This is a genomic window from Nitrosomonas ureae, assembly GCF_001455205.1.
GTDB lineage: Bacteria > Pseudomonadota > Gammaproteobacteria > Burkholderiales > Nitrosomonadaceae > Nitrosomonas > Nitrosomonas ureae.
In genome coordinates this window covers 1,174,930-1,190,941 of the sequence record NZ_CP013341.1, presented here as the reverse complement: position 1 = coordinate 1,190,941, position 16,012 = coordinate 1,174,930, and the positions used below count along the sequence as shown (strand labels likewise).

The window sequence follows — 16,012 nt, the reverse complement described above, 5'->3', positions numbered from 1 at the left end:
TGATATTGTCGATAACTACCTTTGTCTTCAACGTCGTGTTTAAAGTACCCCCGGATCGAGGATTCGCAGATGTCCTTTAACACTTCGGGCTATGAGCCAGCCATTAATGTCGTGAAACTATCCAAATGCTATCAGCTGTATCAGCACCCCAGAGATCGTTTAAAACAATTTTTGTGGCCGCACCGATGGTGGGGTTCGCGACAATATTACCGCGAGCTGTGGGCTCTAAACGATATCGACTTAACGATAATGCCTGGAGAAGTGGTAGGCATCGTAGGTCAAAACGGCTCAGGAAAATCGACACTGCTGCAACTGATTTGCGGCACCTCAACCCCCACCTACGGTGAAGTGCAGGTGAACGGCCGTATCGCTGCTTTACTGGAACTCGGTGCCGGATTCAACCCGGAGTTTACCGGGCGCGAGAATGTCATGATGAGCGCAGCCATCATGGGGTTAAATCAAGTGGAAATTGCTGAGCGCATCGAACAGATAATCGATTTCTCAGGTGTGCGTGATTTTATTGATCAACCCGTAAAAACATATTCCAGCGGCATGTATGTACGCTTGGCATTTTCTGTTGCCATCAATGTCGACCCGGATATCCTGATCATCGATGAAGCTTTATCGGTGGGAGATGGCGCGTTTGCCCGCAAATCATTTACCCGCATCATGCAAATGCGCGATGCGGGTAAAACTATCTTGTTTTGTTCCCACTCGCTGTTTCAGGTTGAATCTTTATGCGCCCGTGCAATCTGGCTCAATAAAGGCAAGATGATATTAGACGGCGAATCCGCCCAGGTGGTATCGGCCTATCAGTCATTTTTGGATCAAAACACAGCTAACCCGGCAGCCGAAACGTATTTTGCAGGCAAGAACGTCCCGATACCGCACAAAAAGCAACCATCCGGCAATGCGCATCTGGAAAAAGTGCAACTCATCGCTGATGACGCCTGCACACCGCATGCCGATATCGCCAGCGGCCAATCCAATATTCTGATAAATATAGGTTTTGCTTCAGATCCCGCACTCCCGTGCCCGAATATCGCCATGACGCTACATGCCAAAGATGGCCGGATCATCACCAGTACAGCCACATGGGAAGATCAGTTCGCGATTCAACGATCTCCCGATGGATCGGGGCAACTTTGCCTCCGGCTGGAACGATTGCCACTCCTTAAAGGAGAATATCTGGTCAATATCTATTTATTGTGTGAACGTGGCCTGCATCTGTATGATTCAGCAGAAGCTATTGCAACCTTACAAGTAACACAAGCAGGACGCCTGCAGGGATATTTTTCAATTCCTCACCAATGGGAAAACAATACCATCATTCAGAATGACTAAATCCATTAATAACAATTCGATACAAAGCACTCAGCATTATCGCCAAGCTACTCATGCAACTGCTTCAATGACAGCAGCTTTACCCTCTCCCTGTGAGGCTCTGGCGTTTCCATTCAATATATACGCCCATGCATTGCAGCTGCATGAAGGCATGGCTTCGGATTTACATTTCGGCTTGTTCCAAAACGACAAAATCAGTATGCGGACAGCGCAGCAATCTACGCATGAACTACTGCGATCAAAGCTGCCGCCATCTCCCTGCCGTATTCTGGAAGTGGGGATAGACTCAGGAACAACCTCATCCCTGCTCAACCAACCGGATTATGAGGTCTTTAGCATTACGGTCGATACGCAGCAAGCCGAACGATTCAAAAGGAATGCAAAGCCACAAGCTTCTGCCCAATATCAGTCACTGGAAACTATTAATACCGAAGCGAAGGGCTTCGATATTGTTTTATTTAAGGAATCAGCGCAATACATTGATCAGCTGGAAATTATTAATAAAGCACTGGATCTGTTATCGCCCTCGGGGCAATTGATCGTAATGGGCGAATTTGCACTGAAGCACAATACTACAGACTTAGAAAATCTCCATTTACTCAAAAATATGATCATGCTGGCCGAGCGATCGGGGTTTGAGTTGATTGAAAACTTGGATTTATCCGTGTTAGCGGCACCTACCTTCGATTACTTGTTACAGGCCATTTCAACATACCGGCAACGGCTGATCAAGGATCTTTTTCTTAACCCCGAACAACTGACACAACTGGAACAATCCAACCGGATTAATCGGGAAAAATATACCAACGGGGAGTATGGCTACGCTTTGTTGCGTTTCAGAAAAAAAACAGCACCTCGATGGCACTTGCAGCTTCTCAAGGAGAACCAAAAACATAAGCTGTTTGATTTGTTCAAGAAAACATTCAATCACACTATGACACCCGCTACCTGGCAATGGAAATATGGTGCAAACACAAGCCATGCACTGGGTGTATGGCAGAAAGATAAGCTGATTGCTCACTACGGCGGTGTTGCCCGACAGATTCTATTTTTTGGACAACCCCAAACAGCGGTACAAATTGCGGATGTCATGGTTGATACCAGCGAACGGGGCATACTCACACGAAAAGGACCTTTTTTCCTGATGACGGCTGCCTTTCTGGAACATTACATTGGTTATGGCAAACCTTATCTAATCGGCTTTGGATTTCCAAACGAACGCCACATGAAGATTGCGGAGCGGCACGGATTATATGGTGAAGTTGGAAAAATGGTCGAGATCACCTGGCCACCGTTATCGAAATTTCCCCATTGGCGCACCCGATTACTTCCTATCACTCCATTAGATAATAATGCACCAATTACGCTCATCGTTAATGAGTGCTGGCAGCAAATGGCTAATGATTTGCAAACTGCATTAGTCGGTGTTCGCGACTGGGCTTATATACAACATCGCTATCTTAATCATCCTACCCAGCATTATCAGGTCGTATTGATAAAAAACCGCGGTAGCGACCAAACACGAGGGGTGCTGATACTGCGCTATGACGCTCACGGGTGCGAAATCGTCGACTTCATCGCGCCATTGGCCGAGATTCCTCTTCTTGTTCTGCACGCTCGAAGATTGGCAGGCATTAATGGCCAGCAACGATTGTTTTGTCGTATCACGGAAAACTTTGCCGCCCATTTCGCAGTCGCCGGCGGTACCCGAAAAACGCTGGATATTCGCATTCCCGCCAGCACCTGGGATAACGCGCCATCGATTGATTCTTTACGTAACCATTGGTGGCTGATGTCCGGCGATGCGGACTTTCGCTAAATAAGTTTATATTGAATTTAAATGCAACCGTTGCTCACGATACGCAAATAAGCGTTTAATTAATAGACTCACGACAATGAGCGCAATCTCCACGCTAGTGAACCATTGATCGCCATGAAAATTTTGATGGTTACACGTGAAACCCGTTCGGATCAGCGTTACGGTCTCGGACGCAGCTTGGCGCCCATTGTTGAGGAATTTCAGCGCCGCGGAGTCGAGGTGGGCTATCTTTGCCAAGCCGACTTAGGGCGACGCGCTATACTCTGGCAACAACGCCTCCTGGCTTTATTAAATTGCTTACCCGGCATCAAAAACACACCCACCCATTTCCCCGCATTGTTCCAGGTTCTGCTGGAACGCTTTAATATGGGACGTCTTGCCGCAAAACTGGCAGTTACGCAGAAATATACCCACGTACACTGCCACGATCCCTATATCGCCATGAGTTTGCGCTTTTTCCTGCGATTCTATCTCGATCACAAGCCAGTGTGGGGCATCACCGAACATGGTTTCGGTTGTTATACTCAAGCCATTCACGAAGATGGCGTGCATCTGGGTCATCGCGTGATGCGTTTCATGCGCCATCGGGAAGCCAACATACTACGCGCTGCTTTCTGGGTAATCGCACCCACTCGCCGCGGCGTCTCTCAGATTGCACACGATCTGGCTATTCATCCGCTACCTGCTCATTGGCATCATTTGGTTCACGCACGTCCCGTAGTGAACCGCTACAGCCGGAAGGATGCGAGGAATCGTCTCAGTTGGAACGAGTCTGCGATTTATATATTAAGTATTGGCCGCATCTCCCCGGTCAAGCAATATCCCTTACTCATCGAAGCCTGTGCCAAGCTTAAGCTAGAAAAAGAACCCCAGTTAGTTATTCTGGGTGAAGGCGATCATAGTACTTTACAAAAACTGGCTCAGCAATCAGGACTTACGCGTGAGATCCTGTTCGCAGTGGCTGAAGATATCGGTTTATATCTTTGTGCCGCCGACTTGTATGTCAGCGCTTCAGCCTCTGAATCTTTCGGATTGGCAAACCTTGAAGCACTCGTAGCAGGCACAGCGGCGGTATGCACCGCTGTAGGCGGCGTACCCGAAGTGGCAAAAGACGGCGCACTATTATCAGAACCCACTATTGACGCCTTGGCGGAAACTATGCAGCGCATGCTGAATGACCCGAAAATGCGCGAAACAATTGCACAGCAGGGGCTGGCACGAGCTAACGCGTGGCCGGATATCATTGAAATTACGGATAGGTATGAAGCAATTTATCGCCAAGCTACAGCAGGCTAAAATAGCCCAACTAGGGCTTTGTCCATTGCCAACACCGCTTACTCCTATCCACAACGGGAAAATACTCGTTTTCGCCCCGCACCCGGATGACGAAATCCTAGGCTGCGGCGGTACACTGGCTTTACTGCGACAAAAAGGATGCTCTATCAAAGTTATTTTCGTCACCGATGGTTCCGGTGCCGGCAGCCTTGATGCCGACGCCCCTCTCATTCGACGTAAGGAAGCGATCGAATCGTTAGCGACATTGGGGATTAATGATATGGAATTCCTCGACGAGCCTGACGGCGGTTTTCGCAACTCCTCTCAGTTTGAAACCACAGTTGATACGCTCCTGCATCAATTCAACCCGGATTGGCTGTTCCTGCCTTCGGTACTGGATTATCATCGCGACCATGTCGCCATAGGCCATGCTGTTTTAAACTGCTGGCAGCGCTGTGAAACATCATCGCGTGCGTTTATTTATGAAATTTGGAGTCCGCTTCCTGCTACCCGGGTGGTGGATATCACCCCGGTAATTAATCTTAAGAAACAAGCCATATCCTGTTATGCGTTACCCCTTTCTCACTGTAATTATCTTTCTGCAATCATCGGACTAGCCAGCTATCGCGGCCTTTTTCTCCCTAAAAAAGAAGAGGAAAGTTATGCAGAGGCCTTTGTAGAGGCAGAAAAAAAGGGCTCCCTCAGTGGCTTGCAGTATAGAATGTTAAAATTGAGAATCTACCTCGAAAATCTTTTAAGAAACTAATTCCCTGAGTATTTATTAAGCTTCTCTTTGCAAACGAATAATCTTGGTGTCTTAGTGCGGTAACAAAAATTATTCATACTGTCATATATTTTGTTATCGGGATGCAAAATATTTCAGTAAAGCTGTGTAATATCATACCCTGTTGAGAATAATTCTTAATTCATCATTTATCCATGACCAATCATCAATTTCTCCGCAAGGTATTGAGATACCAGAAAACCTATGGAGCAAAAGCAACAATAAAACGTTCCATCAATGAAATCTTTAATCGAATGCGTCGCTCGATCGGTCACTCGCACCCACATCAGGCACTATTCGATCGCGACGCACTATTGGCCCGGATTGAGCATCCGAACATCCGATTGGTAATTTTCGACATTTTTGATACGCTCATTACACGCCCGCTACTTGATCCGGAAAATACCAAACATTGGATCGCAAAGCGCATCAATTGCGACCGTTACCCGGAACGACGACATGCAGCTGAAATGTCATTGCGGGAAGCAGGAAGCGCCGATGTCAGTTTAGCCCATATTTGCACTGAATATGTTCGTCTTTTTGGTACCGCCGAGGGCGATGCCCAACAGTTGCAGTCCATTGAGGAATCAATAGAATTGGCCTTGGCACAACCCTTGCCGGGGATGATCGAGGTGCTTAAAATGGCCCAACAGGCCGGCAAAAAAGTAGTGCTGGCCAGTGATATGTTTCTGTCTTCGGATGTCATCAAAAAATTGCTGCAAAAATGCAATATCCTTGAATACGACACCTTATACCTTTCCTCCGAAGTGGGTGTGCGCAAATCTACCGGCGAGCTATTCCACCACATTGCAGAGAATGAGCAAATAGTGCCGGAACAGGCCATTATGATTGGCGATCACCCCGTTTCAGATCAACAGATTCCACTACAACTGGGTTTTCAAATTGCGGTTCTGGAAAACCCGCTGGCATTAGCAGCGTATTTCCCACGCCTCAATACCTGGATAGAAAAGATAAAATCAGCCGGCCCGACTGCTGATGAGCTGGTGCTGGGCAATATCGTCCGTACCTTCTTTCAAGTCCAGCCCAGGCAATTCTTGCTGGATCGCGCATCACTGACTCAATGCGGACGATACGGTATTGGCTATGCGATTGTGGGTCCGCTGTTGGTTGCCTTTAGCGAATGGTTAATTGATCAAGCCAATGCCGATAACATTGATCGTTTATTTTTCCTTGCCCGCGAGGGACAACTGATGAAGGATATCCATGAGGTATTAACTGCAGGACACAATACACCACAGTCCAATTATTTAGTATTATCGCGCCGCGCGGTTTCGGTGGCAATGATCCGGTCTCATGATGATATTCTGGCCATTGCCCGCACGGATTACCAGGCCAATTCACTGTCTGAATTCCTGCTGCGCCGTTTTGGCCTGACATTGGATCACACCACATTAAAAGCCTTGGAGCAACGCGGCATTTGGGCACACAAACGTCTGGTAGAAATTCAGGCGGGGCAGATTGATGACGCTCTGCTCGCAGTGCTGGAAACCCTGTCGGATGCAATCCATCGTCGTGCGGCGATGGAACGCGAACCCATGCTATCCTATTTACAGCAAATCAAGTTAACGGAAGGCGTGGCGGCACTGGTCGATGTGGGCTATGCAGGAACTATTCAAGGTAGATTATGCGATCTGCTGGAACGAAAAATTCAGGGTTATTACATGGTAACTCGGGCAGCCGCTGCAGAAGTCCGCACACGTCACGGTGTACGCATCGCGGGTTGCTTTGGCGAGGACTTAGCCACGCCCGATCAATCACCCTTATTACGTTATAACGTTCCTCTGGAAATGTTCATGGGATCGGATGATCCACAAATCAGTCATTACCGCTATCAAGACAATCATGCTGTGGCCGGCGTATACAATCCATTGAGCGAAGCTGAAAAAGCTTCCATACCGTTACGTTCCGAATTGCGTGCAGGCGCGCTGGCTTTTGCCCGTGACTATCGTTCCATGAAAGAGTCCGGCCTCGGAAAATTACGCATCGATCCGCATCTGGTCGTTGATATTTTTCGTGATTTCTGGGAAGGCGCTTCGGAGTTTGAACGTGCTCAAATCATGAGCATAGCAACCGACGATTATTATTGCGGTATGGGAATCGTACATTTCGCGACATTCTTACCGCATTAATTCATTCAAGTGAGTGCACACGCCTCGTTTTTTGCGCATAAAGCGATTCATTTGCAAAAGCAATTAGGAAAAAACCATCAGCTTACAAGACCGCGTCCACAGTAATGGTCATCCAGCGTCAGTCTATCAAGAATATCTTTTTCTGATGGAGAAGGGCGCTTGATAAACTCGTCAAACAACTCGGTTGCGGTATCCAAAGGAACCTCAAAATCACTTGCTAATTTATCTCGTATTGTGATCGATTGGTTAATAAATTCCATTATTCCTTGCCTGATTTCCGCGCGTGTCGTCATGGACTGGCACTCTTCATCAGCAAGCTGACGAAACTCAGGAACAATGTCATTTGAATCTGTCTGTCGATAGCAGACAACTTGTGCATCATCAGAACTTAATAGTTTTTCCAGCAAAAAGCTTTTAACGAATAACGACGGCATTGGATGAATTTTTGGATCAATGCACTGAGCAAAGCATCCTTGAGTGATTGCGCCATATTGTGAGGATATTTTCTGCGCACGGTCTACAGTCATTAAATAATACCCGTGTATTGCCTGTCCCATCAATCGATTCAAACAGCCTTGTATTGTTGCTGCATAGCCAATGTCTACTACTGCAGATTTAAGGTTGGTATTTAATCCTAGATTACTCAGGTAAGCTAATAATCCAGGACGCTCAGCCTGTGCACTGATCAAAATGCGTTCTTTCAGGGCTTGCAATACAGGCACCAGGTGCTCGATACCCTCATTTTCAACCGAAACCAGCTTATTTTTTGGCCAGAGTCCAAGTCGCACAAAACTTTCCAGGTCTTCAGGTAATAACATCAACCCATAGCGTACTTGTATGAACTCAGATAGATGATTGGGGTGATACTGCACTCTCGCTATTTGAAGGATATCATTAAAATCCGAAATCATCGGCACAGTCACTGCACGACGAGAAAGCACAAGGTAATCAGATGTAATTGCATGGGCATTACTGGATACCCACCGATCATAAGCTATTTTTAGTATCTGACCTTCACGAGCTAGAAAATATAAATGCTGGATACCATCCGCTGCAGCTTTTGCCGCTAACCACTGCACAAAAGATAGAATCAGTGGCCCGACAACAGTATATCCAATGGCCCACGGTGTCGAAGGAACGAAATCGGAAGAATTGAAGTGCGGGAAAAATATAGGGTGAAAATTTCCTTGCACAATGGTTCCAAGGGTAAGCTGCTCATTAATGTCTTCACAATATATTGAACGCTCAATAATGGATTCAAGTCGAGGCATTGCCCGAGCCAATTCAACAGGTCGCATTATGTGCAGGATCCTGATTCCCATATCTCCAGGTATTTGAACATCAGCGTGTTCATCGTCTCCGATAACCATAACCTCGCTTGGAGAGGCACTTTCTTGTAACAAGAGTTGACGATAAAAATCACCGGTATCTTTTCTCGATCCATTTCCCGCAGATAAATAAAACTCATGCCATCCATTGATACCATGACGCTGCAACATCCCCTCAACACATGGTCTGGAAAGATACCTATCGCTGGTCAATATGACGCGTTTACCCAGAGAAATAGCAAATTGCATCAGATCGATTACTTCCGGTCGCGGAGTTACAATTTCCAGTTCTGTAGTTTCTTCAAGCTTGCGCAATCGCGTTACAGCATCGAACGAGAGTTCTGACAGGACAGAAAATTCATCGAAAATGGCATTCAATCCAATATCACGACCAGCTTTTTGGCACGCTTGAGCTTCCGCTATGGAACGAAATTTAAGATAAAGTTTGCCTTCATTACCTCCAGCACGATGGGCAATTATATTTTTAATGATTTCAGGATTGAGCAGTGGTCGAATCAATAACGTATCGAAGATATCAAAAATAACTATGCGTAATGTTGGATCAACCAATCTTTTATATGTATCTTCCTGTTTGCGTAGCAAATATTGCTCAAAATGCCAGCGAGACCAGCTGTTGGATGCGTTGTCTCGAAGAATCGCAGCATTAAATCCGGATCGTTTAGTTACCAATACAAATAAACGTTCTATACAATGCGCAAAGGTGGCATCTTTTTGCCCTGCCTCTTCAGCAAAATCTTCAATTTTGATATGCGTGTCAAACAGCGGCTGCAGTGCCTTTGTACGAGCCCAGAACATTGATCCCGCAGGAAAGTCAAAATAGCCTTTCGGTATTTCTGTAATCCCCAATTTATTGCACCATAAACGCCCATTACCTTGATTGGAGAGCCATGTATTTGCCATGTAAGGCAATTTTGAGAAGTTCTGAGGATAAACAAAACCAATCGGGTTTTTCCCGGTCAGTAGCGTAAAAATTCTCCGTATCTGCGACTTGCTTCCCAACAGATTCGTGAGCAAGTATTCTCGCCATCCATCCGTAGCACCATTGTTGTACAGTGATTTTTTGCTATGAATGTGAGCAATATAATCATAGTGCTGCAATACCTCGCCAAAAGTACAAAACATGGGTGCAATATCGCGCCCACGATTGGGTACAATAGCGACGGTCAGCTGCCCTAATCGGGACAAATGGGAAAAAACCTGCTCACATTTTTGCTTCACTGTCTCGTGAGGTGTCGAAACAAATAAATCATAGGAGAATGGCATATTGTTCAAATATCCCTCAAACTCTGTTACCAAATCTGCATAGAAAATATGCGCGTGGATTGCAATACGTCCTGGTGGTTTCTTTGCCAAAAGAGAGATAGTGGAAATATCCAACATCCCTGTTAAAGAGCTGTCGAAGTCCCTGGATAATTGACTGGCAGAACCAGTTTCATTTGCTCGCCATACCTCATATTGCCCCATTCCATAAAAGAGAGGACCCGCTAATCGGTAGGCGATCTCTAATACTTTACTGCGCCAACGAACAGGTAACCACGAATAGACAACTTTTAACAAAGGCAAAATCTTGCGACGCACCCCCCCCCACGCTTCATCGTGCTGTCCACGGATAATCCGAGCAATAAATCGTACCGGTGCTGCAATTTTCCATGAGGTGGAATGATATAGATCATGGATGGTTTTCTGCAGGTCATGGATGGTTTTCTGCAGGTCATGGATGGTTTTCTGCAGTAACTGTTCGCGTTGATTGCCAGCAATCATGTCCTGTTGAAGACGATTTTGCAGAGAAGCAACCATATGTTCGCTATCAACTAAACAAGTGCGGAGACCGGATATTATGCCCTCTCTGTATTGAATCAAGCCTTCCAGTTGTTCTCCAGTCCAAAGCTTTTTCCACTTATCGTAGACTTTGCTTCTCGATGCCTTCACAAAATCTTCACTGTATGTTAATCCCATCCCTGAATAGCCATGATTTCGGTAAACAGCCGTAATTTTATCGACATGCAATATTTCGCTGTGTTGTGCAAGCTGCATCCAGAAATCCCAATCTTCAAACACTTCCAGATTTTCATCAAAGCTACAGTGATCAATGGTAATTAAAGATTTTTCAAACAGCATTGCGTGAATTGGAATAAAATTCCTTCCCCAAAGTCGGCGCAGATCGAATGATTCATTGAACACAGCATTCGTTTCAAGTTGTCCGTCAACATAATACTCAACATTTATACCGGCATAAGCACATCGCGCATCTGAGTGATTTTGTAAAGCAGCCAACAAACCGGATATATGTTCTGGATAAAATAAATCATCATCATCCAGAAATATTAAATGGCTTCCTTTGGCTGAATTTAAACCGATATTTGCCGCACGGCTTCTGGTGAGTGGCTCATTATCGCCAACGACTCGGATCGGAAAACGGCCGCACCATTCACTGATTACTCGATGGCCTTCACCTTTGGCATTGACGATGATGACTTCAATATTTGAGTAAGTCTGCAAAGCGACAGAATCCAATGCATCCGATAATGTAGAGCGATCCACACTGCGAATAATGACACTGACCAATGGCACATCACTGCTATCCAGAAATAATCCTAAGGCTCTTTGACGAACATGCTCCGATTGATACAGTTTGAGCGGATCGTTGAACAGTTCCTCAGCTGCAACCAGAATGAAGGCTTCCGCTGCTGTTACGCTAACAGGTAAAGTATAAGTACGATAACGATTGAGTGCGGCAATATGTAAATCGGAGCGCTGGATTGCATTTTGTGAAACGAAACATTCCATTGCGGTTTTTTTGCGTGCTGCCCAGTCACTGATATTGAGTAATTGATTGGGGTACAAAGGAATACTCACCTCATATAACGCTAAGCGTACTGCTTTGCCGATTCGTCTGATCGCTTCTACAACAGCCATGCCCAGCACACGATGATCCGGCCGCATCTCGAAAATTGATGGTGCATAAACCAAGTCAGCGCCAATCTCGTGAATAGCTGTTTGAATTTCTTGTATCAGTTTCTCACCATAACAAACTTGTTCGTCCTGGTATTGCCAAAAAAAGGGGGATCCGTAGCCCAGGATATCAGCAGCAGCGATGCTTTCTTTCTGACGTTGCCGGGCGTATTCAGTTGCTTTTTCCTCGCTTACACCACATATCCCGTCAGACACCACGATGACATGAACAGGAATACCTTGTGCGACGTGATGCATAATGGCTCCGCCACAACCCAATACTTCACCACCAGGTTGAGGCGCAAATACCAATATACAATCACCGGGGATTTGTGTAACAGCCTGATAGGGGATAAATAAATTTTCCAATATTTTTCCGCTTAATTAAAATAATCTTACCAACAGATTCCACTGCTGTTCCTTAACAAGGAAGCATTTTAGTTGTTTATTCGGATAACGTGGGAAGGTTGTGCAGAAATCTTTGAATGAAGGCTTGGCTGCCTACCCAAGCAACCTATCTGCGCAGTAGTCTATGATAAAAACCAAACCTTCTAGAGCTAATTTTCTCCTGCTGCACAGCTTGTACCAATGCGCAACCGGGCTCAGTGATATGACGGCAATTATTGAATTTGCATTGCCCGAGATAAGGGTGGAATTCGACGAATCCCCAGGCCAAGCTTTCTTCTGTAATATGGTTCAGTCCAAATTCCTGAAATCCCGGAGAATCGATGATAGCGCTATTGTCATCAATGGAATAAAGCTGCGAATGCGTAGTCGTGTGGCAGCCGGAATCAAGTGCCAATGAAATTTCCGCAGTGGCGCGCCGGGCCTGCGGAACCAGTGTGTTGAGCAAGGTGGATTTGCCCATGCCCGATTGGCCGGCCAGCACACTAAGATGGTTTGATAAATAGGGCCTTAACGCTGAAATATCCTGCAGAGCGCACAATGGCAGTACACGATAGCCTAAATCCCGGTAAAGCGACAACGTTTCCATCGCAATGTGCGCCGGTTCGACCAGATCGGCTTTATTCAGCACAATCAATACCTCAATATCCTCGCTTTCCGCCGCGACCAGGCAACGGTTGATCAATTCCTCGCTAAAGCTGGGAATCGCCGCAACGACAATGATGACTTGCGTCACGTTGGCGGCAATGATTTTTTCCTTGAATGCATCGCTGCGATATAACAATGAAGTGCGCGGACAAACTGTTTCGATGACGCCTTGCTCTGCAGCAGTTAGCTGATATTCAATCCGATCACCGCATGCGATACCGCCTTTTTTGCCACGCATGACGCAGGAAATGATTTCACCGTTCACCGTTTTAATCGAATAGTGCCTGCCAAATGCGGCAATTACCTGCCCGGTTGGATACTGCGTCTGCTGCTTGGTTTTATTGGGGCGGAGGTTCAAATTGAAAATAACGTGTCAATTTTCGCCGCACAGATGAAATCATTTTCGGATAAACCACCGATGGCATGCGTCGTATACGTAACCACACATTGGTTGTAGCCAACCAGCATATCCGGATGATGATCTTCGCGGTGCGAAATCCATGCCACCGCATTGACGAACGCCATCGTTTGATAATAATTCTTGAACCCATAGGTCTTGGCGATCTGCTTGTCCTGCAATTGCCAGCCATCGAGCTGCTTCAGATAATCAGCAACTGTAGTGGCGGACAATGGCGGCAAACCGCCCTCGCACGGTTTGCATTGTTTGGATGATAAGTCACATGCGTTATTGTTCATGCTTGCTCCTGACTTTGTAAGTGCGCTACCCGAATGGATGCCGGCGGATGTGAATCATAAAAAGCCGAATGCAGCGGATCTGGCGTGAGTGTTGCTGCATTATCCTGATACAGCTTGACCAGCGCATGAATTAAATCATCCGCCGAGGCATTCCGCGCTGCGTAGGCATCAGCTTCAAACTCATGTTTTCGTGAATAAATACTTGATATTGGATGCAGCAAAAAGGTAAACACCGGCATCACCAGAAAAAACAGCAGCAATGCCATCGCAGCCGACGGCACGGAAGCAACTTCCACGCCCAATCCTGCATAGAACCAGCTCTGTTCCATCAGATAGCCCAGAATCCAGAAAAATGCCAAACTCATCGCAAATGAAATAACAATGCGCTTGATTACATGACGATGCTTGAAATGTCCTAATTCGTGAGCCAGAACGGCCTCAATTTCCGCGGGATTCAGACGTGCCAGCAGCGTATCAAAAAACACGATACGCTTGGTTTTGCCAAAACCGGTGAAATAAGCATTGCCATGATTGCTGCGACGCGAACCATCCATTACGAACAATCCGCTGGCTTTAAAACCACATTTATTCATCAATTGCTCGATACGCGTTTTAAGTGTGGCGTCCTCCAACGGAGTGAATTTATTAAATAACGGTGCGATCCACGTGGGGAAAATTGCCAGCACAAATAAGTTGAATGCAATCCAGGCAAACCAAGCATACAGCCACCAGCTTCCTCCCATTTTTTCCATCAACCACAGCACGCAAAATAACAAAGGCGCGCCCAGCAATAAGCCGAGTGCGGATTGTTTGATCAAATCGGTAAAAAACATCGCCCGTGTCATCTTGTTGAAACCGAATTGTTCTTCGATTACAAAAGTACGGTAGTAGCTTAATGGTATTTCGGCGACACTCATAATGAAGAAAGTGCTGAAGATCAGTACCATGCCATGCGCCAAAGGATCATTTAACCAATTGGCCCAAAATTCGCTCAAAGCATTTAATCCGCCGCCGAGTGTAAACGCAAGCAATAGCCCGGCATGAATGAGTATGCTGAGATATCCTGCGCGAGTTTTTGCACAGGTATAGTCGGCCGCCTTTTTATGATCAGCCAAGCTGATCTGACTGGCGAATTCTTCAGGCACCCTGTCCTGATGAATACGTACATGACGGATATGTCTAGCTGATAGCCAAACCTGAGTTAGCGTGGTAAGTATTAACGCAATCAAAAAAATCAATGTAAATATTTGCATAGTATATAAATCGAATACAAAAGTTTATAAAAGTGACTGACTGATGGCAATATGACACAATTAAACACATTGCATTCAAATTTTAATAATTATGGCACAAGATAATAATAACCTCATCTGGGTCGACATGGAAATGACCGGGCTCAATCCAGATACCGATCGCATCATTGAAGTCGCTTTAGTTATAACCGATTCACAACTGAATACGATTGCCGAAGGCCCGGTTGTGGTCGTGCATCAACCCGATGAAATACTTGATGGCATGGATAAATGGAATCAATCGACCCATGCCAAGTCGGGCCTGATCGATAAAGTTAAAGCATCCACACTGAAGGAAGCCGAAGTAGAAGCACAGATGGTCGATTTTCTAAAATTGCACGTGCCATCAGGGATCTCTCCGATGTGCGGCAATTCCATCTGTCAGGATCGGCGCTTTATGGTTCGTTCGATGCCACAATTGGAAGCCTATTTTCATTACCGCAATCTGGATGTCAGTACTTTAAAAGAGTTGGCGAAACGCTGGAAGCCAGAGATCGCGGCAAATTTTTCTAAAGACAGTAAGCATGAGGCTCTCGCAGATATTTATGACTCCATTAACGAACTCAAGCATTACCGGCAGCACTTCATCGTCGCCTGAAAATGATGGCTAAACTCATGGTAATGAATTTAGTTTGTACTCAGCATGAAATTTAATTTCCGAACTTTAAAGATTTGTTTGTTTCTAAAACACGAGGTTTCACAAACCTTTTCACTCAATCAATATCTATGGAGAACAAGATGCATCTAAAAAGAAACTTGCTTTCAATCGCTATCGGAACCACTTTTTTAGTTACGCAATTTGTAACTCCGGCCATCGCTGCAGATACCACTCAAGGCAGCAATCATCAGCACCAGAGCGGACAGCACTCAGAACATAGCGATAGCAACACAAAATCTGAAGGTCAACACGATCACGGCCATAAATGTGAGCATAAAATGTCATCGGTGGATACAAATAATGATGGCAAAATCAGCAAAGAGGAATTCATGAAGCACCATGAAGCCATGTTTGACAAGAAAGATACCAACAAAGATGGTTTTCTGGATGAAACAGAAAGGCGCAGCATGAAGGAAAAAATGCATAAACACATGCACGATCATGGCAAGAAACAGCAAAACGGCGATCATGCGCACGGAGATAAGAAGGAATAACCCACTAAATAACTTTTGTTTCGACAGCGGTCTATCAACTCCTTTAAGACGGCTGTCGAAACTTTAATTCAGTCCGTCCGGATAAACTCTGAAAATTCCCATCTGTCATTCCAAATGCAGCAAAGCGATTTAGCAATCAATGCAAT

Annotated in this window: 11 protein-coding genes; 7 read left to right on the top strand and 4 right to left on the bottom strand. The window is 45.7% G+C overall.

The window, feature by feature from the left end; all coding sequences use genetic code 11:
* Nucleotides 1–69 precede the first annotated feature (69 nt).
* The 5 genes from ATY38_RS05520 to ATY38_RS05500 all read left to right on the top strand — a co-directional run bounded on the left by ATY38_RS05520 (nucleotide 70) and on the right by ATY38_RS05500 (nucleotide 7,372).
* Nucleotides 70–1,344, top strand: coding sequence for an ABC transporter ATP-binding protein (locus ATY38_RS05520; RefSeq protein WP_062558426.1), 1,275 nt, complete (start codon nucleotides 70–72; stop codon nucleotides 1,342–1,344).
* Nucleotides 1,337–3,163: a GNAT family N-acetyltransferase gene (locus ATY38_RS05515; protein WP_062558425.1), complete on the top strand. Its 1,827-nt coding sequence runs from the start codon at nucleotides 1,337–1,339 to the stop codon at nucleotides 3,161–3,163. The genes ATY38_RS05520 and ATY38_RS05515 overlap by 8 nt, the downstream gene beginning before the upstream one ends.
* A 126-nt stretch (nucleotides 3,164–3,289) precedes the next feature.
* Complete coding sequence (locus ATY38_RS05510) at nucleotides 3,290–4,459, top strand: glycosyltransferase (protein WP_158441761.1); 1,170 nt, start codon at nucleotides 3,290–3,292, stop codon at nucleotides 4,457–4,459.
* Nucleotides 4,425–5,204, top strand: coding sequence for a PIG-L deacetylase family protein (locus tag ATY38_RS05505; protein ID WP_062558423.1), 780 nt, complete (start codon nucleotides 4,425–4,427; stop codon nucleotides 5,202–5,204). Before ATY38_RS05510 ends, ATY38_RS05505 begins: the two co-directional genes overlap by 35 nt.
* 173 nt (nucleotides 5,205–5,377) lie before the next feature.
* Nucleotides 5,378–7,372 carry an HAD family hydrolase gene (locus ATY38_RS05500; protein ID WP_062558422.1) on the top strand — a complete coding sequence of 665 codons (1,995 nt, stop codon included), beginning with the start codon at nucleotides 5,378–5,380 and terminating at the stop codon, nucleotides 7,370–7,372.
* Between the two features lie 77 nt (nucleotides 7,373–7,449).
* Here the strand turns inward: ATY38_RS05500 and ATY38_RS05495 are convergent, their stop codons facing one another.
* The 4 genes from ATY38_RS05495 to ATY38_RS05480 all read right to left on the bottom strand — a co-directional run bounded on the left by ATY38_RS05495 (nucleotide 7,450) and on the right by ATY38_RS05480 (nucleotide 14,675).
* Entirely contained in the window at nucleotides 7,450–12,042 is a 4,593-nt protein-coding gene (locus tag ATY38_RS05495) for a rhamnan synthesis F family protein (RefSeq protein ID WP_062558421.1), read from the bottom strand.
* Between the two features lie 145 nt (nucleotides 12,043–12,187).
* A complete protein-coding gene (gene rsgA, locus ATY38_RS05490; RefSeq protein ID WP_062558420.1) occupies nucleotides 12,188–13,084 on the bottom strand; it encodes a ribosome small subunit-dependent GTPase A in 897 nt (298 codons plus the stop codon).
* A complete protein-coding gene (locus tag ATY38_RS05485; RefSeq protein WP_062558419.1) occupies nucleotides 13,081–13,422 on the bottom strand; it encodes a 4a-hydroxytetrahydrobiopterin dehydratase in 342 nt (113 codons plus the stop codon). Before ATY38_RS05485 ends, rsgA begins: the two co-directional genes overlap by 4 nt.
* Nucleotides 13,419–14,675 (bottom strand): M48 family metallopeptidase, encoded by a 1,257-nt coding sequence (locus tag ATY38_RS05480; protein ID WP_062558418.1) that lies wholly within the window; start codon nucleotides 14,673–14,675, stop codon nucleotides 13,419–13,421. Before ATY38_RS05480 ends, ATY38_RS05485 begins: the two co-directional genes overlap by 4 nt.
* A gap of 91 nt (nucleotides 14,676–14,766) precedes the next feature.
* Between ATY38_RS05480 and orn the strand changes: the two genes are divergently transcribed.
* Together orn and ATY38_RS05470 are read left to right on the top strand one after the other, a co-directional pair.
* Entirely contained in the window at nucleotides 14,767–15,312 is a 546-nt protein-coding gene (gene orn / locus ATY38_RS05475; protein ID WP_062558417.1) for an oligoribonuclease, read from the top strand.
* 140 nt (nucleotides 15,313–15,452) lie between these two features.
* The gene (locus ATY38_RS05470) at nucleotides 15,453–15,866 is read left to right on the top strand and encodes an EF-hand domain-containing protein (RefSeq protein ID WP_062558416.1); all 414 of its coding nucleotides are present in this window, start codon (nucleotides 15,453–15,455) and stop codon (nucleotides 15,864–15,866) included.
* Nucleotides 15,867–16,012 lie beyond the last annotated feature (146 nt).